The sequence below is a fragment of the Bacillus sp. DU-106 genome (assembly GCF_004799705.1).
In the GTDB taxonomy this organism is placed as follows: Bacteria; Bacillota; Bacilli; order Bacillales; family Bacillaceae_G; genus Bacillus_A; species Bacillus_A cereus.
This window is the reverse complement of the sequence record NZ_CP026607.1, coordinates 424,022-445,433: the sequence shown is the minus strand read 5'-3', so window position 1 is coordinate 445,433 and position 21,412 is coordinate 424,022. Positions and strand designations below refer to the sequence as shown.

The following is a 21,412-nucleotide window of genomic DNA, read 5'->3' as shown; positions in this document are numbered from 1 at the left end:
TCCCTTTCCTTATAAAAATGGACGAAATAGTCCTTTTATTGTTTGTGATAAATTTTTATAGGCTGATGAACCATGAAACTCAAGATCGAAATTAACCTCTTCAAGCCAATGTGAATCAAATGCCCCCGCTTCAATATACGGTTCAATATCGTTTCTTCCCGTTGGATTGAAATGGAATACATCTACTCCAATTTGATTCAAAAATAGTAATAAAACAGCGTCAGAACGAGTTAATTCTCCGCTCTTCTCATTATTAAATATAACAATTTTCGGTACATCTTGTGAATAATCAAATTTCTCAAGCTGTTCTAAAATATTCGGTGGTATTTGAGAAAGTTGTGCGAAAACATATAGCGCTACATCTTGTTTCGTCTCTTTCGCAATTGGTTTGCACATTTCACTTTCGCACGTATGGATAATCGCCTCTGCAATCCCATGCTGTAAACCTTCCGGTAAACGCTTATGCGGCCACCAATGGCTATTCATAATTAGATCAGGATGCAATTTTCCAGCTCGGTCCAATGCATCTCGATAATGATATTGGAAGTTTGCTTTTTGCTCTTTCGTAAACGGGAATGTATTAATTAATAAACTGTTATCAAATGATGTAACAGCCTTTAATCGTTGAAAATATTCTTTATCATTCTTTGAAACGCCTGATATTTTCGCAAATAAAGAAGGAATATAAATATGTTTATTTTCAACAAAGAATGTTGGGCGTACAAATGCCTTTTCTTTCGTAATTAAAAAGAGTTCATCATATGTCGTTTTTAACGTACGAGCTACAGGCGTATAGGAACGGAATTGCCACGGCTTGTACAGCAGTGAATTATCGTGGTGAAGTACTTGTTCAATTTCTTTCGAAGCTTGATACGCTACTGTTGCAACACGCTCACGGCGACGATCAGGGAATGGTTCAAGCGAAATGCGACTTGAATGAGATACAACAAAAGTTCTTCCCTCTTCATCAATATTTTCAAATCCATCTTTTCCTTCTGGGTGATAATAAAGCACATCACAACCGAGCATAATAAGAAAGTATAAGAAATATATACGGCTTTCCTGTGCATCACCGTACCAAATGATACGCGGCATTTGTTTCTTATAATTAATCGTAGAGAACCACTTCGCTACGTAATTTTCGCTTAGTTTAATTATGTCGATTAAGAAACGACGGAAGCCTTCTGTCTTTAACGACTGATTATGTTGCTTCTCATATAATTTCAATAGTGAAATAAACGTCGTATGTATGTAATGCTGTAAATCAGGATTGTCTACTTTCGGTAAAAGTTGTTTCCCAGATAAGTGTGCAACTAGCCTATTTACTGTCAGACCATTTGGTGCTTCTTGATGTAATCCGAACACTTCTTGAATATGACGAAGCTTTTCCGAATCAATCACTTTGTTTAAATTTTGTTCGTGTAAAACTTCGATTCCTTTCGCTTCACTATAATCAAACAGTTCATTAAAATATTCATCTACATCATTAGGAACGCCAAGGATTCGACATGCTATATAACTAAATTTCATCTCATTCTCTGTCAGCTCATATTGTGGGCGTTTTTCTAAAAGCGTTTCAAATTGCTTTAAATCTGATTCATCTTTTAATGCATATGGTTGAAGTGTAAAACGTGAAAACACAACAGTTCACCTCCAAAAACATTTACGTTTTTTCTAAGTCCTTCTTCTATTATAAACTATTTTTGGTTATAAAAAATGGGCGCTCGCAAAACGAGCAAACCCATTTCAATTATTTATTGTCTTCTTTAGTAGCTGCAACTTCTTCTCTAGCTTGTCCAGAATTCTTCATGTAGTGAAGTATAAATGTTGCTCCAAATGCTACAACTAAAATAATAAAGAATAGTGTATGACTAATCTCAATCTCGATTAAAGACAGTAACATTTTTGCTGCAATAATTAAGATTAAAATGTATGCTGTCGTTTCAAGCTCTGGAATACGCTCTAACAATTTTAAGAATACACCAGCAATACCACGCATCATTAAAATACCTAGCATTCCGCCTAATAGTAAAATCCAAACTTCATTAGATACACCAAATGCAGCAAGTACGCTATCTACAGAGAATGCGATATCCATTAATTCAACCATCGCAACTGTTCCCCAGAAGACACCAAACATTCTAAAGAGAATACTATTTTGATTCATACCGTGAGCTTCGTCTTCTTCACTTGCACCTTTACGCTTATCAATAAAGTATTTTACTGATAACCAAGCAAGGTAAAGTGCACCAAGAAGTTTTACCCACCATAATTTAATTAAGAACATTCCGATTCCAATCGCAATAAAGCGGAACACATAAGCTCCAATAAGTCCATAGAATAATGCTTTTTTACGTTTTTCTTCCGGAAGATGTTTTACCATTACCGCTAACACAAGTGCGTTATCAGCAGATAATAATCCTTCAAGTACAACAAGTGTACCAATTAATCCCCAAGATACTGGATCCTGCAACACTTTAATCCACATGTCCAAGTCGAAAAACTGAGCATACGTATCAAGGATTCCTTGCAAAATACTCATCTTACCTTTATCCCCTATTCTTTGCTAGATTTATAGAAAGGTCAAAAAAAGGAAACGAATATCGTTTCCTTTCTATGCATCCAAGCCATACGCTCTTACAAGCGCACCTAAACCACCTTGGAATCCACTTCCTACTGCATTAAACTTCCACTGTCCATTATGACGGTATAATTCACAAAAGACAACTGCTGTTTCGATGGAGAAATCTTCCCCTAAATCAAAACGAAGAACTTCTTCACTCGTTTCTTCATTCGCTAAACGAACAAACGCATTTCCTACTTGCCCAAAGTTTTGACTACGGCCTTCTGCATCATAAATCGTAACTGTAATAGCAATTCTGTGCACATCTGCTGGAACTTTCTTCAAATCCACAACAAGTTGCTCATCGTCACCTTCACCTTCACCTGTACGGTTATCTCCTGTATGTAAAACAGATCCACAAGGAGACTGTAAATTATTATAGAAGATAAAATCAGTTTCCTTCGTACATTTTCCGTTTGCATCTAATAAAAAGGCAGATGCATCTAAATCGAAATCGGCTCCGCCGTCATAAGATTTAATATCCCATCCAAGACCAATTACTGCTTTTGTTAAACCAGGGCTTGTCTTACCTAAATCGATTTTCTGGCCTTTTTGTAATTGAATAACCATCTATATTCACCTCTATATTTTTATCTTTAAAAACATATCCATCAGTAAACATACATTTCACCGATGGATATATAAATCAAATCTATTACTCTACATCTAAACCAAAGTTATTACATAGAGACGCTAATCCACCTTGGAATCCACTTCCGATTGCATTGAATTTCCAATCACCTGCATGACGATATAATTCACCTACTACTACGGCTGTTTCAATAGAGAAATCTTCTCCTAAATCGTAACGAATTAATTCTGCATTCTTTTCTTCATCAAGAATACGTACGAAAGAATTAGAAACTTGTCCGAAGTTTTGGCTACGGCCTTCTCCATCATAAATTGTAATTGTGAAACAAATACGTTCGATGTGAGCAGGAACATTTTTCAAATCTACTTTAATCGCTTCGTCATCGCCTTCACCTTCACCAGTGCGGTTATCTCCTAAATGCTCTACAGCACCATTCGCACCTTTTGGATTATTATAGAAAACGAAATCTTCTGCTCCTGAAACTTTACCATTCGCGCCTACTAAGAAAATACTAACATCTAAGTCGAAATCGTTTTGTCCGTCATAACGATTCGTGTCCCAACCAAGTCCTACAAGAACTTTCGAAAGACCTGGATTCGTTTTTGTTAAGTCTACCTTTTGTCCCTTTTTCAATGAAATTGATGCCATATACAATTCCTCCTCGGTTATTTTATTGATAACGTGATACAATCTCACTTAAGTTTTTATCTTGCGTGCCTTCTCCAACTGCTGAAAACTTCCATTCACTTCCGTGACGATACATTTCACCTGCAATTAGAGTTGTTTTGCCAGCATAATTATCCGATAAATTATAGCGTGCTAATTCTTCACCAGTTTGCGGGTTTTGAATACGAATATATGCATTACGAATCATCCCGAAATCTTGACGACGATTTACACAGTCATAAATATTTACAACGAATACTAAACGATTAATACGGCTTGGAACTTTATGTAATTCTACGAAAATTGTTTCGTCATCACCAGCGCCTTCACCTGTTAAATTATCTCCTGAATGAATAATACTACCACAAGTAGAAAGTTTATTTCCGAAGTAAACTAAATCATTTTTGTTTAAAAAACGATCTCCTTCTAACATAACAACAGATGCATCACAATCTACATTTGGTTTACTTCCAAATAATGAAGACAGAAATCCACCTGATTGCCCAATTGGATCCCAGCCTAAGCCAACCTGTAGTTTTGCTACTTTTGGTTGTCCTTTCGTTAAATCGATCTTTTGACCTTTTTCTAAAATAATAGGCATGAAGTTTCTCCCTTTCTACAAAGCATTTTCCGAATCGGAAAATATTGTATTCTTCTCTTATATTGTAGCATTATTTACCTAGCGATAAAAAGGATAAATTCTCAGTTATATGAAAACATTCATATAATTTACTTATGATGATGTAAGAAGTGGTAAATAGCACCAATCATTCCTGCACAATTACCGTTTTGCGCAAGTTCAATCTCACAATTATTATAAATCTCTTGATTTAAGTATTTACTGACCTCTTCTTTTACTTCTTTTAAAAACTCATTTCCTCTATCGGTAATTCCTCCACCAATAATAATCGTTTCTGGATTAAAAATATAAGCAAGATTACTAATTCCGATTGCCAAATGTTTAAAGAAAATCCCAACTGCTTGAGCAACTTCCCGATCTCCTTTATCATACAACTCGAAAATTCTTTTCCCATTCCACTTGCCTTTGCCTTTATATTTGCTTACAAGTCGAATTAATCCTGAAATCGAAGCAACCTCTTCAAACGTTTTTTCTTCTATTAACATATTCCCCCATTCACCAGCACTAAATGAATGTCCTCGGTACAATTTTCCATCTATAAAAATTGCTCCCCCAATCCCTGTTCCAAGGGTGAGCATAATAAAGTTATCTTTCTCTCTTCCACTACCATTCCACTTTTCTCCAAACGCTGCACAATTCACATCATTGTCAATCGATACTGGAACTTTTAATATCTCTTGCAATCTATCAATAATAGGAATAGTACTATATCCCGGAATATGATCCGCACCTCCCGTCACAATTCCTTTATTAATATCAACAATTCCCGCAGTGCTAATACCGATTCCGGCAATAGTATGTTCATTCATTATTTTTTTGGATACATATATAAGTTTTTGAATAATTTGTTCTCCGCCTAAATGAATTTCTGTTGCAACTGTTTGACGCTTTAATACTCTCCCTATTTCTGAAACAATACCATACTTAATTTGCGTACCGCCAATATCAAACGCTATATACTCTTTCATCTGCTGCCACTTCCTCTACCGTTATGAATGTAAATTCTCCCCCTCTACTATTTGTAGGAAATCTACATTAACTCTTTTCTGCTTTGACAAATACACCACCTTTTTCTATATATAGTTTTTTTTGCATAAAACTCTTTTTCCTAAGAAATATTACAAAGGGATGTATTTTAGATGGAACATTAATCTCTTAGGAGGAAAACCATGACGAAAATCTTCATTTTAGCATCAACACTCTCTTTATCTTTTTTTAGCGGTTTAAATATCGGTAATGCTGCAACTGAAAACTTCCAACCATTAACAAACGCTATTGTACAAAATAGCGATCATTTTGCAGAAGGAAACTCAAAGGATAATAATATACCTCCAGGAAATAACGATTCTCAGGACGATACTGGTTCTGGTGACAATGGTTCTGGCGGTAACGGTTCTGGTGGCAGTGGCTCTGGTGGCAATGGTTCCGGCGGTAACGGTTCTGGTGGTAGTGGCTCTGACGGCAGCGGTTCCGGTGGCAGCGGTTCCGGTGGCAATGGTTCTGGTGGCAACGGCTCTGGCGGTAACGGTTCTGGTGACAACGGTTCTGGCGGTAATGGTTCTGGCGGCAATGGTTCCGGTGACAACGGTTCTGGCGGCAATGGCTCTAGTGGCAATGGTTCTGGTGGCAATGGTTCTGGCGGCAATGGCTCTAGTGGCAATGGTTCTGGCGGTAACGGTTCTGGCGGCAGCGGTTCCGGTGGCAATGGTTCTGGTGGCAACGGTTCTGGCGGCAGTGGCTCTGGTGACAACGGTTCTGGCGGTAATGGTTCCGGCGGTAACGGTTCTGGTGGCAATGGTTCTGGCGGTAACGGTTCTGGCGGCAATGGCTCTAGTGGCAATGGTTCTGGCGGTAACGGTTCTGGCGGCAATGGCTCTAGTGGCAATGGTTCTGGCGGTAACGGTTCTGGTGGTAACGGTTCTGGCGGCAATGGCTCTCAAGGCGGCAATCGTGTTAAAGGTGATAGCAGTTCTCAAGGGGGTAATGGCTCTCAAGGTGGCAATCGTGTTAAAGGCGATAGCAATTCTCAGGAGGGCAACGGTTCTCAAGGGGGTAATGTAAAAGATAATACGAAAAAACAAGGTGATAAATTACCTAATACTGCAACGCATTACCCTATATCTATTTTAATGGGGCTTTCAACATTCCTAATTGGTATGTTACTGTTTATTCGTCGTAAAAACGTAAAATAAGAACAACATCCTTCCATCTAAAAAGTACATGAAATACTGTATAAAACTAAAAAGGACTTTGGATTACATTTTATTATGCAGCCCAAAGTCCTTTTATCACCTATCAGAAAAAGTATTAATACGCTTTTCCCCAATACACCATTTGTTTAGCTTCTTTACCACAACAAATACATTCTTCAGCTAAATGCTCTTGCTCAAAAGGCATACAACGTGAAGATACGCCAACTTCTTCTTTTAGTTTTTCTTCACAAGCTAATTCCCCGCACCACATTGCCTTAATAAAGCCTTGCTTTTCATCAGCTATTTTTTTCATCTCTTCGAAATTTGTCGCAACATACGTATTCTCATCGCGAAATGCTTTTGCTTTATTAAATAAAGCAATATGAATTTCTTCAAGTAATGCTGGAATACGTTCTTCTAATTGATCCATTGGTACAAACTCTTTTTCCTTCGTATCTCTTCTTACAAGTACAACTTGATTCTTTTCAATATCTTTAGGGCCAACTTCTAATCGAATTGGAATCCCCTTCATTTCATACTCATTAAATTTCCAGCCTGGTGTTTTATTACTAGCATCTATTTTTACTCGTGCAACCTTTTGAATATGTGCTTGTAACTCTGTTGCTTTTGCTAAAACTCCTTCTTTATGCTGAGCAATTGGTACAATAACAACTTGCACTGGAGCGACTTTTGGTGGCATTACAAGTCCATTATTATCACTATGAACCATTATTAGCCCGCCTATCATTCTTGTTGATACACCCCAAGATGTTTGGTGCACATATTGCCACTTACCGTTACGATCTAAAAACTTAATATCAAATGCTTCTGAGAAATTCGTCCCAAAGTTATGAGAGGTTCCTGTTTGAAGTGCTTTTCCATCATGCATTAAACTTTCAATTGTATAAGTTGCCTTTGCTCCAGCAAACTTCTCTTTTTCTGTTTTTTGTCCTTTAATAACTGGTATTGCTAAATAATCCTCACAGAAAGAAGCATATAAGTTTAAAATATTTAATGTTTCAGCCTGCGATTCTTCTGCCGTTTCATGGATTGTATGACCCTCTTGCCATAAAAATTCAGTCGTACGAAGGAACGGCCTAGTTGTCTTCTCCCAACGAACTACTGAACACCACTGATTATATAACTTTGGCAAATCATTATAGGATTGCACAATTTTTGAAAAGTGCTCACAGAATAAAGTTTCAGATGTAGGACGTACACAAAGTCTTTCCGCTAACTTTTCATCTCCACCATGCGTAACCCATGCTACTTCAGGAGCAAATCCTTCAACATGATCCTTCTCTTTTTGCAATAAACTCTCTGGGATAAACATTGGCATATATACATTTTCATGGCCAGTTTCTTTTAACTTCTCATCCATCACCTTCTGCATATTCTCCCATAAGGCATAACCATACGGACGTAAAATCATGCATCCTTTTACACTTGAATAATCAACAAGTTCGGCTTTTTTTACAATATCGGTATACCACTGCGCAAAGTCCTCTTCCATCTTCGTAATGGCTTGCACTTGTTCTTTTGCCATAGTCAGTCTTCCTCCTTCTAGAAAATACAAAAAAGCCCGCGTCCCTAAATAGGGACCGAGCTTTGTCGGCGTTACCACCCTGATTCATGCACAAAAATTGCGCATGCTCTCTTTTTGATAACGGGAAATTCCCGCTGCATATGCAGAACTCAAAGGCAGGTTCCATATTGCCTTTTTAAGAATCTTTCAGCCTGACGGATTCTCTCTCTGCTAAAAAGGTTGAACATGTACTAGTCCTTTTTCATCGTTATAACGAAATAAATTTGTTGATTATCATAATACAAATTCTTTTTTAAAACAATAGCTAATTTTCTTATTTTTATATATTCTTTTCATTTTTTGCAGTTTTATACGTAGCTTTTCCGCGTAATTTTCACAAGTTGATGTGCAATCATACCGATAAGTGTACCAAGTAGAACGAAGAAACCAATAAATCCATATCCCATTCCTTCCCACCCACCAATAACAATCATTGTAACGGGAAAGGACGCTAAGCAAAGAAGTATTAAACTAAGTGCAAATATAATATCGAACTGTTTGTCTGGAAACCGTTTCTTTAGTAAATATGAAATAGCAAATACAAGGATAATCGTGATTCCGCCAATGATGTAAAAGATACCAAATCCATCTAACCAATCCATAGTGTTTCCTCCTTCCATAGATTCCCTTATACTTAATTATATGTTTAATTTTTCTGAAAATAAATAATAAATTTTCACATAAAAATATATTTTTATTACTAGGTATTAATAGTAATATATAAGAATAGGTTTTATATAATCAGGAGGGAACTTTATGGATAAAGCATTAACAAACCATGTCATTATTTTATCATTCGACTGTTTATCAGCTTTAGATTTTCCTATACTACAAAAACTACCTCATTTCCAATCTCTAATAAAAAAGGGCACGGTTGTCGAAAAAGTAGAACCAATTTATCCTTCTGTAACATATCCAAGCCACTCAACAATCGTAACCGGTAATTACCCTAACAAGCACGGTGTTGTTAGCAATACGTTACTTCAACCAGGGCGTGAATCACCTGATTGGCATTGGTACCGAAAATCAATAAAAGGAACAACATTGTATGATGAAGCGCGCAAAGCAAATTTAACGACAGCTGCCCTTCTATGGCCTGTTACTGGAAGAGCGAACATCGATTACAATTTACCAGAAATTTTTCCAAATAGACCTTGGCAAAATCAAGTGTTAGTTTCCTTATTTAGCGGTAGCCCACTATACCAATTAGATTTAAATCGTCGTTTCGGCCATATAAGAAATGGTTTATCACAACCAGAGCTGGATGATTTCGTCCTCGCCTCTGCTGTGCATACAATCCAGACGAAAAAGCCTAATATCATGTTCGTACATTTCACCGATCTAGACACACAAAGACACTATCACGGCTTTGAATCTAACGAAACAATAGCTGCTATCCAGAGACACGACGAACGTCTAGGGAAAATTATTCAAGCACTAAAAGAAAGTGACTTATACGAAGAAAGTACAATTATTGCCCTTGGTGATCATAGCGCTTTAAGTGAAAACAAATCCATACAATTAAATGTGCTATTCCATCAAAGAGGACTTATATCCCTTAATAAAAAAAGAAAATTAGTAGACTGGAAAGCCTATTGCCAAAGTTGCGACGGCTCTGCCTATGTATATGTAAAGGACAAAAATGATACGGATACAATTCGGGAGGTACAACTACTCCTTGAAGAGCTACTTCAAAATAAACAAAACGGAATTGAATTTATACTTCATGATGAAGCTGCGAAAGACTGCGGTGCAGACGGTAATTGTTTATTCATGTTAGAAGCACGAGAAGGGTATTATTTCACTGAAAACTATACAGGAGATTTTATAAAAGAAATTACCGAAAAAGATGTTACGCCTAGTAAAAAATATACATTTGGTACGCATGGATACTCTCCAACAAAACCTAACTATGAAACAATTTTTATCGCTGCTGGGAAAGGAATAAAAAGTGGCGTTACCGTCCCGTATATGAGACTTATTGATGAAGGTCCAACTATCGCTAGACTACTCGGTTTACACTTAGGTGAAACAGACGGAGCAATTGTAGAGGATTTACTCCAATTGTAAAGAACAGTGTATATATGTAAAAGTTATGTAAAATTCATCACTGTTTCTCTTTTTATAATTTTTATTTTTGTACACTGTTAGTAAAACAAATTTAAGGGGGAACATTATATGAAAAAAATGTCCAGACAAGAAAAAAGCTGGATATTATACGATTGGGCGAACTCTGTATACTCGCTCGTCATTACAACTGCATTATTTCCAATTTACTTTAAAGCAGCTGCAAAAGAAGCTGGACTATCTGGGGCAACTTCAACAGCATATTGGGGATATGCAAACTCATTCGCAACACTTTTAATTTCTATACTTGCTCCTATTCTTGGCACAGTTGCTGATTATAAAGGATTTAAAAAACGTTTTTTCACATTCTTCTTTGGACTCGGTATCGTATTTACAAGTATGTTAGCAGTCGTTCCAACCTCTCAGTGGTACTTATTGCTAGGGTGCTATATGCTCGCCTTAATCGGCTTTGCTGGAGCAAATATTTTCTATGATGCATTTTTAGTAGACGTCACTTCTGAAGATAGAATGGACCGAATTTCTACAAGAGGATTTGCATTAGGTTATATCGGGAGTACAATTCCTTTTATCGGTTGTATCGCTCTTATTATTCTTTCCCAAAAAGGAACTATTCCCTTATCGGTCGGCATTGCTAGTCAAATTTCCTTTGCAATAACAGCTCTTTGGTGGGGATTATTTACAATTCCAATGCTAAAAAACGTAGAGCAAACACACTATATTGAGCGTCATCCAAGACCTATTAGAATGAGCTTCAAACGTCTTGCTGATACTTTTAAAAATATTAAAGAATATAAAACTGTATTTATGTTTCTAATCGCTTACTTTTTCTATATTGACGGAGTCGACACAATTATTACTATGTCTACCGCTTACGGAACCGATCTCGGTATTAGTGCAACGAATCTATTAATTATATTATTTGTAACACAAATTGTCGCTTGTCCATTTGCTTTACTATACGGAAAATTATCTGAAACATTTACTGGTAAAAAAATGTTATATGTCGGTATCATTATTTATATCATTATTTGCACATATGCTTATTTTTTAAAAACGACACTTGATTTTTGGATTTTAGCAATGTTAGTTGCTACATCTCAAGGTGGTATTCAAGCACTAAGTCGTTCATACTTTGCAAAACTAGTACCTAAAGAATCTGCTAATGAATTCTTCGGATTTTATAATATATTTGGCAAGTTTGCCGCAATTATGGGTCCGGTATTAGTCGGTGTTACAACCCAATTAACAGGAAAAACAAACGCTGGTGTTCTTAGTATTATTGTTCTGTTTATTATCGGAGGATTTTTACTAACTAGAGTTCCAGAAAATAATACATCCGTTACACCACCTAGTCCAAAGACTAAAACGCTATAAGAAAAGATCCTCTTCTCATAAGAAGAGGATCTTTTTTATTTTTAAAGGTGCGACTTATAATGAACGACTCTACTGCTTGTACAAAAATAATTTATCAACAGTTGTTCCTAATACTTCAGCTAAACGGAATGCTAACGCTAAACTTGGATCATACTTATTATTCTCAATTGCATTTATCGTTTGTCTAGAAACCTTACATTTATCAGCTAATGCGCCTTGTGAAATATTATTTTCAGTGCGTAATTCATAGATTTGATTTTTCACACCATTGCTCCTAACCTGTAAAATCGTTTTTACAACATCAGTATATAATTGGCTCATATAGTTGTCAAAAGTTCCTCAAAGAAAAAGGGAGCAATATTGCTCCCTTACAATAGTTATTTCGAAGCTAACGAATTTGTTAGTGCCTCTTTATTAGCAACATCTTCTTTTTTTATTTGCATACGTAGAACTGGCCCTATCGCTAATAAAATAAGTGCCATTGCTATACAAAACACAGTAACTAGTGAAGTTAGTTCCTTTAATCCTCCAGCTAGTGAAGTTCCAATTAGCATTGCCCCCATAAACAGTGGTAAAATCGTCCCATTTACTCTTCCAACCATATTTTCTGGTACAAGTTGAATCATAAGCGTACCGACAACAATATTAACACAAGCTAAACAAATACCTGTTCCAAACCTCATGAAACTAGTAATCCAAAATGATGTAGATAGCCCTTCTACTAAAAATGACATTGCTAATATGCCCATACCGAATACAAACATTTTTTTCGGATTCACTTTTGAAGCGAAAATTGCAGCAACAATACCACCAATTAACATACCTATTCCATCAGCTGCAGCTAAATATTGAACTGCTTCCTTTTCCATTCCAAGGCGTTCTATTACAAGAAACACCTCTAATGGAGTTGTTAATCCAACAGCTAAGCCTATAATGGTGAAAGTGATCGTAATCATACGTAAATTTTTCGTATGAAGAACATACTTCCAACCTTCTTTTATATCATTTTTTAATGAATCTCTCGCCACTTGCTCTTTTTCAACCCATTTTGGTAAAAATGAAAGGGCGATAGCAGATAACAAAAATAAAATGATTAAGCTATATAGTGACGTAAATAAACCAAGTTGTGTATACACAAGTGATCCTACCACTGGTCCAAAAATTAGAAATAATGACTGTAATGTTTGGTTAAATGCAATCGCATTTGCTACCTGTTCTTCTTTTACATAGCGCTTAAATATACGCGAAGATGAGGGCTGAGAAAACTGACCTACAATCGCGGAAATGAGTGTTGCAAAAAATATAGCCTGCCAATAATCCAGCTTTAACAACAGGACAATTCCTATAATAGACAGTACACTCAACACATCTCCAGTGACCATTGTTCTTTTCGGATTCCAGCGATCAGCTAGCGCACCACCGATAAACGAGAAAATAAAAATAGGTGCATATTCCATAACTGATAACAAAGAAACAGAAACCGGATCATTATTCGTTCGCTCCATTATAAAATACAAAAGAGCCATATTTCTGATCCAAATTGCAAATTGTTGTAAAATATCAGACGCCATAACGAGCATAAATGCTCGGTTTTTAAATAAAGCGTTCATTTTCATTCCCCTTTCACAAACCGACCGTTCAGTCTAATTTATTTTGTAAGAAAAGCAACTGACCTATTATTCAGCTGCCATTCCTTTTAACAATACATCTATTGCCTTTTTATAAATACGCTTCAACTCTTTATAATCTAGCTCGTAGTAAAGTACTCCAAGCCCTGATAATAATCCATTCACAATATACATAAGATCACGAGTATTATCTTCACGGAACTCTCCAGACTGTATACCTGCTTCAATTAATTTCTCAAACATAACATATGATTCTCTAGTTAAAGCTAATAGTTCCTCCAAAATCTCTTTACTTACAACTTGACTCATAGAGAATTCCTCTATGGCATTTGAAATTGGTTGCTGTATGTCCTCTACATGATATTCCGCGAGACCATATAGTTTTTCAGTACTAGTGCTATACAACTTCTCTTTTTCATTCCATTTTTCAAGCCAATCATACGTATGCTGTTTCACTACAAATAAAAATAATTCTTCTTTACTTTTAAAGTGATAATAAATACTTCCTTTACTTCGCTCTGTAATTTCACAAATCTCTTCCATAGATGTAGCTGCGTAGCCCTTCTGTGAAAATAGACTTTCTGCTTTGTATGCAATTTCTTTCTTTATCTCTTCTGCGCTTCTTCTCATATTCACACCTCTTTAAACCGACCGTTCAGTCTAATAATAACAAATCAAAAACCTCTATCGCAAGAGGCTATATTCCTTATTTAAGAAAACGTACTTTCAAACCAAGTTCGAATCATATGTATTGTTCCAAATTTAAATGCTAATTTAACAAGAAATACGCCTCCCGCAGCTAATAAAAATAACACTACTTTCCCCTTATTTTTCACTTTCGGTTCCCTTTTCATTTCCATTCCCCTTAGTATGTTAAAAATATTAATCAAACGTTTGTTTAACTGTGTTTATGTATATGTAAGCCGACTAATCAAACGTTTGTTTAAAAAGAAATACGCCTATATAAGGCGCATTTTCATCAATCCCCACCGCCACCGCAGCTTCCTCCGCTATCTCCCCCAAAAGAGCCTCCACAATCATGTGAACCGCCATCATGCGAGCTATCATTATCCGATCCAGCAAAGAAAAATAATGGTGATGAGCTGTTAGATGAATTATGTATGTTATTTTGTTTCGCCAAGTTCACCTTCTTTTTGTTCGATCGAACTGCTGTTACGATTATTCCAACTACAACAAATAATAGTATGACAATAATAAATCCCATATAAAAGCCTCCCCTATTCCTCGAATAATTGAATGATCCTCTCTAGATTTTCAAGTGAAATGAAGCGTGATTCACGAAGAATTTCTTTTCCATTATGAAATAATAAAATTGTTGGCCCTGTAAATACTCCATATCGCCCCGCAATCTCTTGCATGTCTTGTAGTAATATTTCTATTTTCTCTACGTAATCATAATTCTCTAATACGCAATTTACTTTTCTTAGCATAACATCACAAACACCACAATTTTCCGTTTTAATAAACAGAAGTACCAATTGTTGTTCTTCGATATAGGTCGCTAATTCTTCTATCGTTTTAAATGTAGTCATCTTATCCCTCTTAGCGTAATTTACGAAATAATTTGCCTTGATACATACGAAAAGCTGAACTATCTTTAATCTTTCTCTTTTCCATTACCTGCTGAAAACGAAGAGTTTTTGCTGTTAACTCTTCTCGTAATTTCTTTCTCTCTTCTTCATCATAACAGCAAGCAATTAAATCCTCTATTTTTAATATATCTTTTTGTAGTTCCATTTCTGGTGGAATCATTCCCGCATTTTTTAAAATTTTATAACTCATTCTAAGTTCTGGAGGTACCATTGAAAGATCTTCTAATTGTAGTGGTTTTCCTTTTCCCGGAAGATAATCAAGATCACCATTCCGTATTGCTTGTCGAATTTTTTCTTCAGCAATGTTCAAAAACACATCCACACCATTCCCTCCTTTACATATTTTTACTATTATTTTACATGATATTTCCTTATCTTTCTACGTCTTTAATAATTGGCTCCATACAATTTTTTCTCAAATTTATTTATAATGAGCTTTTTCTTCCCATACCAATCTTTCGTTTTCATATATAGTTTGTATTCAAGCCTTTTTGTATTGAGAAAGTCTTTTTCAACTTAATAAAGCGTTTACACTAAATCTTACATTTGTTACGATTTAATCACCCCCAGCTCCCTTGTATAGACTTCGTGATGTCTGATCATTTTATCTAGACGTTTCATACGTCTAGATTCATTTTGGTTTATTGGCGTATGCCTTTAAATATATCTTTTATTTTGAAAGGAGAAATGGCTATGAGGTCTCAAAAATTCACACTGCTATTACTATCTCTACTACTTTTCTTACCTCTTTTTCTCACAAATTTTATTACTCCAAATCTCGCATTAGCAGATTCACCAAAGCAAAGTCAAAAAATTGTTGGGTACTTTCCTTCGTGGGGCGTTTACGGACGTAATTATCAAGTTGCTGACATTGATGCATCAAAGCTTACTCACCTTAACTATGCTTTCGCGGATATTTGTTGGAATGGAAAACATGGAAACCCTTCTACTCATCCTGATAATCCAAATAAACAAACGTGGAACTGTAAAGAATCTGGTGTACCATTGCAAAATAAAGAGGTTCCTAATGGTACTCTCGTACTCGGTGAACCATGGGCTGATGTTACCAAATCGTATCCTGGCTCAGGGACAACTTGGGAAGATTGCGATAAATATGCCCGTTGCGGAAATTTCGGGGAACTAAAACGATTAAAAGCTAAATATCCTCACTTAAAAACAATTATTTCCGTTGGTGGCTGGACTTGGTCTAACCGCTTTTCTGATATGGCCGCTGATGAAAAAACAAGAAAAGTATTTGCTGAATCTACAGTAGCTTTTCTTCGCGCATATGGGTTTGATGGCGTAGATTTAGACTGGGAATATCCGGGCGTTGAAACGATTCCTGGTGGTAGTTATCGTCCTGAAGATAAACAAAATTTCACTCTCCTTCTTCAAGATGTCCGAAATGCTTTGAATAAAGCAGGTGCTGAAGATGGCAAACAATATTTACTAACAATCGCTTCAGGCGCAAGCCAACGCTACGCTGATCATACAGAGCTAAAGAAAATTTCTCAAATACTCGATTGGATTAATATTATGACATATGATTTCCACGGCGGATGGGAAGCTACTTCTAATCATAATGCAGCTCTATATAAGGATCCAAATGACCCAGCAGCAAATACGAATTTTTACGTAGATGGTGCTATAAATGTTTATACAAATGAAGGTGTTCCAGTCGATAAACTAGTATTAGGCGTACCCTTTTACGGACGTGGCTGGAAAAGTTGTGGCAAAGAAAATAACGGACAATATCAACCTTGCAAACCAGGTAGTGATGGGAAACTTGCTTCTAAAGGTACTTGGGATGATTATTCTACCGGTGACACAGGTGTGTATGATTACGGTGATTTAGCAGCCAATTACGTTAATAAAAATGGTTTTGTACGCTACTGGAATGACACAGCTAAAGTACCTTATTTATATAATGCAACTACAGGCACATTTATTAGCTACGATGACAATGAATCTATGAAATACAAAACAGACTATATAAAGACGAAAGGTTTAAGTGGAGCAATGTTTTGGGAACTAAGCGGAGATTGCCGTACAAGTCCAAAATATAGTTGCAGTGGTCCAAAATTACTTGATACGCTAGTAAAAGAATTACTTGGTGGACCTATTAGTCAAAAAGATACTGAGCCACCAACGAATGTTAAAAACGTTGTAGTTACGAATAAAAATTCAAACTCAGTTCAATTAAACTGGACTGCATCTACTGATAACGTAGGAGTTATGGAATATGAAATTACTGCTGGAGAAGAGAAATGGAGTACAACAACAAATAGCATTACAATTAAAAACTTAAAACCTAATACGGAATACACATTTTCAATAATTGCCAAAGATGCTGCTGGAAATAAATCACAACCTACCGCTCTTACTGTCAAAACGGATGAAGCTAATACGACACCTCCTGATGGAAATGGTACTGCTACATTTTCAGTCACTTCGAATTGGGGCAGCGGTTATAACTTCTCGATTATAATCAAAAATAATGGAACGACTCCTATTAAAAATTGGAAATTAGAATTTGATTATAGCGGTAATTTAACACAAGTTTGGGATTCTAAAATTAGTAGTAAAACAAATAATCATTATGTAATTACGAACGCAGGATGGAATGGTGAAATTCCTCCTGGTGGATCTATTACAATTGGCGGTGCAGGAACAGGTAATCCTGCCGAACTTTTAAATACCGTCATTAGCGAAAACTAGACGTAATATCCATTAATTAATTCACTAAAGTTTGAATTTAGGTTTGAGCAATACCTCCTAAATTCAAACTTTTAATTTTACGAAAAATCAAAAATATCATAATAACCTATTATAATTATATTTAATTTCTAATATGAAGTTTATATGAAGTTCATTTGAATTTTACATGAATTTCCTTTAATTTCTATTGTCTTCCTATAATATCCATATTATCCTTTACATAAAGGAATTATTTTCATTCCATTTTGAACTATCTATATATATAAAGAAAGATAGTCACCTGTTAGGGAAAGGCTTTCGTATTATAAATATAACAAAAGAAAAAGCACGCTTATAAGCGCACCATAAGAGTGCTTCTTCATACAATTCTCATGTAAGAGTTCTCGAAAATCATGTTAATCACAAAGAAAAGGCATTAGCTCCTAAAAGCTAATGCCTTTTCTTTATTCATATTGTTCAGTATTCCAATCTTCTATATTCCATACTTTTGTTATCCACGATTCATAGAAAGAAGGTTCATGTGAGACAATTAAAACCGTTCCTTTGTATTGTTGTAACGCTTCCTGTAAAGCCATCTTAGTTTCTACATCCAAATGATTAGTCGGTTCGTCTAAAATTAAAACATCAGCTTTTTCTATTTTTTCATATAAGGAGCTAACACACTTAAAATCTCTTCTTTATCCTTTTTTAATTCGAGTGATGTTAACATATCCATCGTTCTCGGCCTAGGTAATTTCACTTGTACCTCGCCAACTATTGACGCTGGTCTTTGAGATAAAATAAATACGCGATCTGAAAGCAAGATTGCCTCATCTAAGTCATGTGTCACCATAACGATTGTTTGCTTTTCTTGATGCCAAGAGTTTAAAAGCCAGCTATGTACTTCCATTTTTGTAAATGCATCTAATTTACCAAAAGGCTCATCCAGCAGCATAATTGGCTTTTCACATAAATATGTGCGCAGAAAACTAATTCTTTGACGCATACCACCAGATAATTCATCTGGATAATGGTCTGCATATTCATCTAGTTGGAACTGCTTTAATGCTTCCATTCCTTCTGTCAGCCTTTGTTTTTTCGGCTTTCCTTCAATTTCTAACGGAAGAACGATATTTTGCAAAGCTGATCGCCACGGTAGTAATAAATCTTGTTGTGGCATATAACTAACAACATCTTGCTCTTGTACTTGCTTATCGTTATACGTTACGTTCCCGCTTGTTGGTTTTTCAACATTTGCAATCATGTTTAATAATGTGCTTTTCCCGCAACCACTCGGTCCTACAAAGGAAACAAACTCTCCCTCTTGTATAGAGGCACTAATATTCTCTAATACATTCTTTCCGTCAAAAGATTTCACTATATTTTTTATTTGTAATCCGCTCATTTTTCACTTGGAAGGAATTCATTTGTAAAAGCATCTTTTACATCGATTTTCTTTTTAATAACTTTGTTGTCATATAAGAAATTCATGTAATTCGTCCAAATTTCTTCCTTCTGTACTCCCCATGCTTTAGCATCATCTTGATACTTCGTACTTAACCATTTTTGGCTTTCTTGAACTAAATCTTTATTTACATCTGGAACAGCTTTAATTAAAATATCAGCAGCCTCTTTCGGTTCCTTAATTGCAAAATTATAACCTTCTGTCGTTGCACTCATAAACTTTTTCACAAAGTCTTTATCTTGCTTCGTATGTTTTTCACTCGTAATAATAACAGGACTATAGAAATCAAGCGCTGGATCTAAGTCCTTCACCATAATCGTATTTAACTCTTTTCCTTGGCGCTTCGCTTCAATACCATCCCAACCGTAATAAATCCATTCGAAATCTGCATCACGACCGATTGATTTAAAGAAATCTGTTTGTCCTAAGATGATTTTTTCAACTTTATTAAAATCAGCTTGATGTTTATCCATAATCGTCTTTAATGTCGCTTCTTCCGCTGGTCCTCCCCAGCCGCCGTAACGTTTACCTTCAAAATCTTTCGGTGACGTCATATTATCTTTCTTAAGCGATGCAAACGCTGAAGTGTTATGCTGAATAATCGCTCCTACAGATACAACAGGAATTCCTTCCACACGAGCTAACGTTACATTTTCTTGTGCGCTTATTGCGAAGTCTGCTTTTCCTGATGCTATCATTTGCTCTGCTGTTACATTGTCACCTGGTTGAATAATTTCTACATCTAATCCTTGCTTTTTGTAATAATCTTTCGTTTGCGCTACATACAAGCCAGTATGATTCGTATTTGGAAACCAATCTAATACTACTTTTACTTTTTGATCTTTACTTGCACTTTCTTCTTTCTTTGCCGGATTACATCCAGCCACACCTACCGCTACTAAGGCAGCTAACATAACTTTCAAACCTTTTTTCATTTTCTGCCGTCCTTTCTATATATCCATGGTGCTGTTATTCTTGCCATAAACTCTACGATAAAATACAGGCATAATGTCACCATAACGATGATTGCTGCAACACCAAATACTCGGGCAGTCAAAAAGGATTTTGTAGCCCTCGTAAGCATAACGCCTAATCCTTCACTTGCACCGAGCCATTCTCCGATAATTGCCCCCATTACGCTATATGTAACTGCAATTTTTAAACCTGAGAAAAAGTATGGAAGCACTGCTGGAAATTTTACTTTCTGGTAAACTTGCCATTTTGTCGCCTTCATTGTTTGTAACAGTTTCAACATGTTTTTATCTACTGTTTGAAAACCTTCTAAAATACTAAGCGCAATTGGGAAGAAACAAACGAGTATTACGACCATTACTTTCGGCAACATCCCATATCCAAACCAAATAATAAATAGCGGTGCAAGTACAACAATTGGAATTGTTTGCGAAATAACGAGCAATGGATTTATTAAAATACGAAATAACGGTATAACGTCCATAATAATTGCGATGCTCGTCCCCAATAAAATTGCAAAGAATAGTCCAATTATAACTTCCTGCAGTGTTTGCATCGTATTTGGTAATAGTAAATCTTTCATCCCAATTAATTCTTGAACAATGGCAGAAGGCTTTGGTAAAATCCACGGTTCGATTTTAAATAATGAAACAGATCCTTCCCATATCGCAATGAGAAGGATAAGCCAAATAGTTGTAATAAGTTTAGATTGCTTCTGGTTTTGCATATTCATCACGGTACTTCCAAACCTTTTCATCTATCGTTACACCAGTGCTTGGACGATAATGGATTTTAATAGAAGTAATCACTTCTTCTGCTCCAGCATCGACGCAAGCTTGTTGCGCACGTTTAACGACATCAAGAAGTACATCTAATTCTCCTTCCAAAGTTGTTTCCATTGCCCCTACTTCATAACGAACTCCCGATTGTTGCACAACTTCAATTGCTTTATCGACAACAGAATATACATCTTTCGTTTTTGCTTGTGGTACTACTGAAAATGACATTGTAACTTGTTGTGACATAATAAAATCCCCCTTATAAAAATAAATTTCAAAAATAAATTTCAAAAATAAATTTCAAAAATAAGAAAAGGCTTTCCTACTGCGTAGGAAAGCCTTGTATGCAAGTTATTACAGAATAACATATGCTACATCACTTTAAGTAACTCCCTACGCTGGCATTATCCAGATCAGGTTGAGGGTCGATGTTTACTTACATCCTCTCAGCCAATTGGCTCCCCGGTCCTTAATTCGTTTTCATTGTAGCATGATTTA

Annotated in this window: 23 protein-coding genes, 1 pseudogene, 1 riboswitch and 1 other annotated feature; of the genes and pseudogenes, 4 read left to right on the top strand and 20 right to left on the bottom strand. The window is 35.9% G+C overall.

All coding sequences use genetic code 11. From position 1 onward, the window contains the following. Positions 1–9: 9 nt before the first annotated feature. The 6 genes from C3Y97_RS02360 to C3Y97_RS02335 all read right to left on the bottom strand — a co-directional run bounded on the left by C3Y97_RS02360 (position 10) and on the right by C3Y97_RS02335 (position 5,489). A complete protein-coding gene (locus C3Y97_RS02360; RefSeq protein WP_000492859.1) occupies positions 10–1,641 on the bottom strand; it encodes a YceG family protein in 1,632 nt (543 codons plus the stop codon). Positions 1,642–1,750: 109 nt separating this feature from the next. Beyond that, on the bottom strand, positions 1,751–2,542 hold the full coding sequence (locus C3Y97_RS02355; RefSeq protein WP_000025704.1) for a TerC family protein: 792 nt from the start codon (positions 2,540–2,542) through the stop codon (positions 1,751–1,753). A 72-nt stretch (positions 2,543–2,614) separates the two neighbouring features. Beyond that, complete coding sequence (locus tag C3Y97_RS02350; protein WP_000236643.1) at positions 2,615–3,193, bottom strand: TerD family protein; 579 nt, start codon at positions 3,191–3,193, stop codon at positions 2,615–2,617. 85 nt (positions 3,194–3,278) lie between these two features. Next, a complete protein-coding gene (locus C3Y97_RS02345; protein WP_000146726.1) occupies positions 3,279–3,863 on the bottom strand; it encodes a TerD family protein in 585 nt (194 codons plus the stop codon). 22 nt (positions 3,864–3,885) lie between these two features. After that, entirely contained in the window at positions 3,886–4,482 is a 597-nt protein-coding gene (locus tag C3Y97_RS02340; protein ID WP_001121586.1) for a TerD family protein, read from the bottom strand. Between the two features lie 128 nt (positions 4,483–4,610). After that, positions 4,611–5,489 (bottom strand): ROK family protein, encoded by an 879-nt coding sequence (locus tag C3Y97_RS02335; RefSeq protein WP_000666116.1) that lies wholly within the window; start codon positions 5,487–5,489, stop codon positions 4,611–4,613. A gap of 201 nt (positions 5,490–5,690) precedes the next feature. Here C3Y97_RS02335 and C3Y97_RS02330 point away from each other — a divergent pair, with 201 nt between their 5' ends. Next, positions 5,691–6,713: an LPXTG cell wall anchor domain-containing protein gene (locus tag C3Y97_RS02330; RefSeq protein WP_136362998.1), complete on the top strand. Its 1,023-nt coding sequence runs from the start codon at positions 5,691–5,693 to the stop codon at positions 6,711–6,713. Positions 6,714–6,828: 115 nt separating this feature from the next. Here C3Y97_RS02330 and proS read toward each other — a convergent pair whose 3' ends face one another. After that, on the bottom strand, positions 6,829–8,259 hold the full coding sequence (gene proS / locus C3Y97_RS02325) for a proline--tRNA ligase (RefSeq protein ID WP_001040977.1): 1,431 nt from the start codon (positions 8,257–8,259) through the stop codon (positions 6,829–6,831). A gap of 47 nt (positions 8,260–8,306) precedes the next feature. Continuing rightward, positions 8,307–8,513: a binding site (T-box leader), on the bottom strand. Between the two features lie 93 nt (positions 8,514–8,606). Further along, on the bottom strand, positions 8,607–8,900 hold the full coding sequence (locus tag C3Y97_RS02320) for a YesK-like family protein (protein ID WP_000383850.1): 294 nt from the start codon (positions 8,898–8,900) through the stop codon (positions 8,607–8,609). Positions 8,901–9,054: 154 nt separating this feature from the next. Here C3Y97_RS02320 and C3Y97_RS02315 point away from each other — a divergent pair, with 154 nt between their 5' ends. Continuing rightward, positions 9,055–10,368: an alkaline phosphatase family protein gene (locus C3Y97_RS02315; RefSeq protein WP_000356410.1), complete on the top strand. Its 1,314-nt coding sequence runs from the start codon at positions 9,055–9,057 to the stop codon at positions 10,366–10,368. Between the two features lie 108 nt (positions 10,369–10,476). Then, positions 10,477–11,760: an MFS transporter gene (locus C3Y97_RS02310; protein ID WP_000738812.1), complete on the top strand. Its 1,284-nt coding sequence runs from the start codon at positions 10,477–10,479 to the stop codon at positions 11,758–11,760. Positions 11,761–11,829: 69 nt separating this feature from the next. Here the strand turns inward: C3Y97_RS02310 and C3Y97_RS02305 are convergent, their stop codons facing one another. The 7 genes from C3Y97_RS02305 to C3Y97_RS02275 all read right to left on the bottom strand — a co-directional run bounded on the left by C3Y97_RS02305 (position 11,830) and on the right by C3Y97_RS02275 (position 15,323). Continuing rightward, positions 11,830–12,081 (bottom strand): helix-turn-helix transcriptional regulator, encoded by a 252-nt coding sequence (locus C3Y97_RS02305; protein ID WP_002023181.1) that lies wholly within the window; start codon positions 12,079–12,081, stop codon positions 11,830–11,832. 56 nt (positions 12,082–12,137) lie between these two features. Beyond that, entirely contained in the window at positions 12,138–13,370 is a 1,233-nt protein-coding gene (locus C3Y97_RS02300) for an MFS transporter (protein ID WP_000992579.1), read from the bottom strand. 66 nt (positions 13,371–13,436) lie between these two features. Next, positions 13,437–14,018, bottom strand: coding sequence for a TetR/AcrR family transcriptional regulator (locus C3Y97_RS02295; RefSeq protein WP_001254439.1), 582 nt, complete (start codon positions 14,016–14,018; stop codon positions 13,437–13,439). 80 nt (positions 14,019–14,098) lie between these two features. Continuing rightward, on the bottom strand, positions 14,099–14,242 hold the full coding sequence (locus C3Y97_RS02290; RefSeq protein ID WP_000817981.1) for a hypothetical protein: 144 nt from the start codon (positions 14,240–14,242) through the stop codon (positions 14,099–14,101). Between the two features lie 125 nt (positions 14,243–14,367). Continuing rightward, on the bottom strand, positions 14,368–14,613 hold the full coding sequence (locus C3Y97_RS02285) for a hypothetical protein (RefSeq protein WP_000505774.1): 246 nt from the start codon (positions 14,611–14,613) through the stop codon (positions 14,368–14,370). Between the two features lie 13 nt (positions 14,614–14,626). Next, a complete protein-coding gene (locus tag C3Y97_RS02280; protein WP_000206515.1) occupies positions 14,627–14,941 on the bottom strand; it encodes a thioredoxin family protein in 315 nt (104 codons plus the stop codon). A gap of 10 nt (positions 14,942–14,951) precedes the next feature. After that, positions 14,952–15,323, bottom strand: coding sequence for a DnaJ family domain-containing protein (locus C3Y97_RS02275; RefSeq protein WP_000382376.1), 372 nt, complete (start codon positions 15,321–15,323; stop codon positions 14,952–14,954). 371 nt (positions 15,324–15,694) lie between these two features. Between C3Y97_RS02275 and C3Y97_RS02265 the strand changes: the two genes are divergently transcribed. Beyond that, the gene (locus C3Y97_RS02265; protein ID WP_001257487.1) at positions 15,695–17,719 is read left to right on the top strand and encodes a glycosyl hydrolase family 18 protein; all 2,025 of its coding nucleotides are present in this window, start codon (positions 15,695–15,697) and stop codon (positions 17,717–17,719) included. Positions 17,720–18,162: 443 nt separating this feature from the next. Here C3Y97_RS02265 and C3Y97_RS02260 read toward each other — a convergent pair. From C3Y97_RS02260 to C3Y97_RS02240, 5 genes and pseudogenes are all read right to left on the bottom strand, one after another. Further along, positions 18,163–18,357, bottom strand: a pseudogene (locus C3Y97_RS02260) (P-loop NTPase family protein); the annotation flags it as partial. After that, complete coding sequence (locus C3Y97_RS02255; protein WP_000016088.1) at positions 18,354–19,103, bottom strand: ABC transporter ATP-binding protein; 750 nt, start codon at positions 19,101–19,103, stop codon at positions 18,354–18,356. The pseudogene C3Y97_RS02260 and the gene C3Y97_RS02255, both read right to left, overlap by 4 nt. Further along, the gene (locus C3Y97_RS02250) at positions 19,100–20,098 is read right to left on the bottom strand and encodes an ABC transporter substrate-binding protein (RefSeq protein WP_000715573.1); all 999 of its coding nucleotides are present in this window, start codon (positions 20,096–20,098) and stop codon (positions 19,100–19,102) included. The genes C3Y97_RS02255 and C3Y97_RS02250 overlap by 4 nt, the downstream gene beginning before the upstream one ends. Then, positions 20,095–20,868: an ABC transporter permease gene (locus C3Y97_RS02245; RefSeq protein ID WP_001057166.1), complete on the bottom strand. Its 774-nt coding sequence runs from the start codon at positions 20,866–20,868 to the stop codon at positions 20,095–20,097. Before C3Y97_RS02245 ends, C3Y97_RS02250 begins: the two co-directional genes overlap by 4 nt. Beyond that, on the bottom strand, positions 20,840–21,160 hold the full coding sequence (locus C3Y97_RS02240) for an MTH1187 family thiamine-binding protein (protein ID WP_000082906.1): 321 nt from the start codon (positions 21,158–21,160) through the stop codon (positions 20,840–20,842). Before C3Y97_RS02240 ends, C3Y97_RS02245 begins: the two co-directional genes overlap by 29 nt. Positions 21,161–21,287: 127 nt before the next feature. Beyond that, positions 21,288–21,389, bottom strand: a riboswitch (TPP riboswitch). Positions 21,390–21,412: the final 23 nt, after the last annotated feature.

Bases quoted from the DNA above. Each gene is read 5' to 3' on its own strand.
- C3Y97_RS02355 (WP_000025704.1), bottom strand. From the start codon at position 2,542: ATGAGTATTTTGCAAGGAATCCTTGATACGTATGCTCAGTTTTTCGAC.
- C3Y97_RS02350 (WP_000236643.1), bottom strand. From the start codon at position 3,193: ATGGTTATTCAATTACAAAAAGGCCAGAAAATCGATTTAGGTAAGACA.
- C3Y97_RS02345 (WP_000146726.1), bottom strand. From the start codon at position 3,863: ATGGCATCAATTTCATTGAAAAAGGGACAAAAGGTAGACTTAACAAAA.
- C3Y97_RS02340 (WP_001121586.1), bottom strand. From the start codon at position 4,482: ATGCCTATTATTTTAGAAAAAGGTCAAAAGATCGATTTAACGAAAGGA.
- C3Y97_RS02335 (WP_000666116.1), bottom strand. From the start codon at position 5,489: ATGAAAGAGTATATAGCGTTTGATATTGGCGGTACGCAAATTAAGTAT.
- C3Y97_RS02330 (WP_136362998.1), top strand. From the start codon at position 5,691: ATGACGAAAATCTTCATTTTAGCATCAACACTCTCTTTATCTTTTTTT.
- proS (WP_001040977.1), bottom strand. From the start codon at position 8,259: ATGGCAAAAGAACAAGTGCAAGCCATTACGAAGATGGAAGAGGACTTT.
- C3Y97_RS02320 (WP_000383850.1), bottom strand. From the start codon at position 8,900: ATGGATTGGTTAGATGGATTTGGTATCTTTTACATCATTGGCGGAATC.
- C3Y97_RS02315 (WP_000356410.1), top strand. From the start codon at position 9,055: ATGGATAAAGCATTAACAAACCATGTCATTATTTTATCATTCGACTGT.
- C3Y97_RS02310 (WP_000738812.1), top strand. From the start codon at position 10,477: ATGAAAAAAATGTCCAGACAAGAAAAAAGCTGGATATTATACGATTGG.
- C3Y97_RS02305 (WP_002023181.1), bottom strand. From the start codon at position 12,081: ATGAGCCAATTATATACTGATGTTGTAAAAACGATTTTACAGGTTAGG.
- C3Y97_RS02300 (WP_000992579.1), bottom strand. From the start codon at position 13,370: ATGAACGCTTTATTTAAAAACCGAGCATTTATGCTCGTTATGGCGTCT.
- C3Y97_RS02295 (WP_001254439.1), bottom strand. From the start codon at position 14,018: ATGAGAAGAAGCGCAGAAGAGATAAAGAAAGAAATTGCATACAAAGCA.
- C3Y97_RS02290 (WP_000817981.1), bottom strand. From the start codon at position 14,242: ATGAAAAGGGAACCGAAAGTGAAAAATAAGGGGAAAGTAGTGTTATTT.
- C3Y97_RS02285 (WP_000505774.1), bottom strand. From the start codon at position 14,613: ATGGGATTTATTATTGTCATACTATTATTTGTTGTAGTTGGAATAATC.
- C3Y97_RS02280 (WP_000206515.1), bottom strand. From the start codon at position 14,941: ATGACTACATTTAAAACGATAGAAGAATTAGCGACCTATATCGAAGAA.
- C3Y97_RS02265 (WP_001257487.1), top strand. From the start codon at position 15,695: ATGAGGTCTCAAAAATTCACACTGCTATTACTATCTCTACTACTTTTC.
- C3Y97_RS02255 (WP_000016088.1), bottom strand. From the start codon at position 19,103: ATGAGCGGATTACAAATAAAAAATATAGTGAAATCTTTTGACGGAAAG.
- C3Y97_RS02250 (WP_000715573.1), bottom strand. From the start codon at position 20,098: ATGAAAAAAGGTTTGAAAGTTATGTTAGCTGCCTTAGTAGCGGTAGGT.
- C3Y97_RS02245 (WP_001057166.1), bottom strand. From the start codon at position 20,868: ATGAATATGCAAAACCAGAAGCAATCTAAACTTATTACAACTATTTGG.
- C3Y97_RS02240 (WP_000082906.1), bottom strand. From the start codon at position 21,160: ATGTCACAACAAGTTACAATGTCATTTTCAGTAGTACCACAAGCAAAA.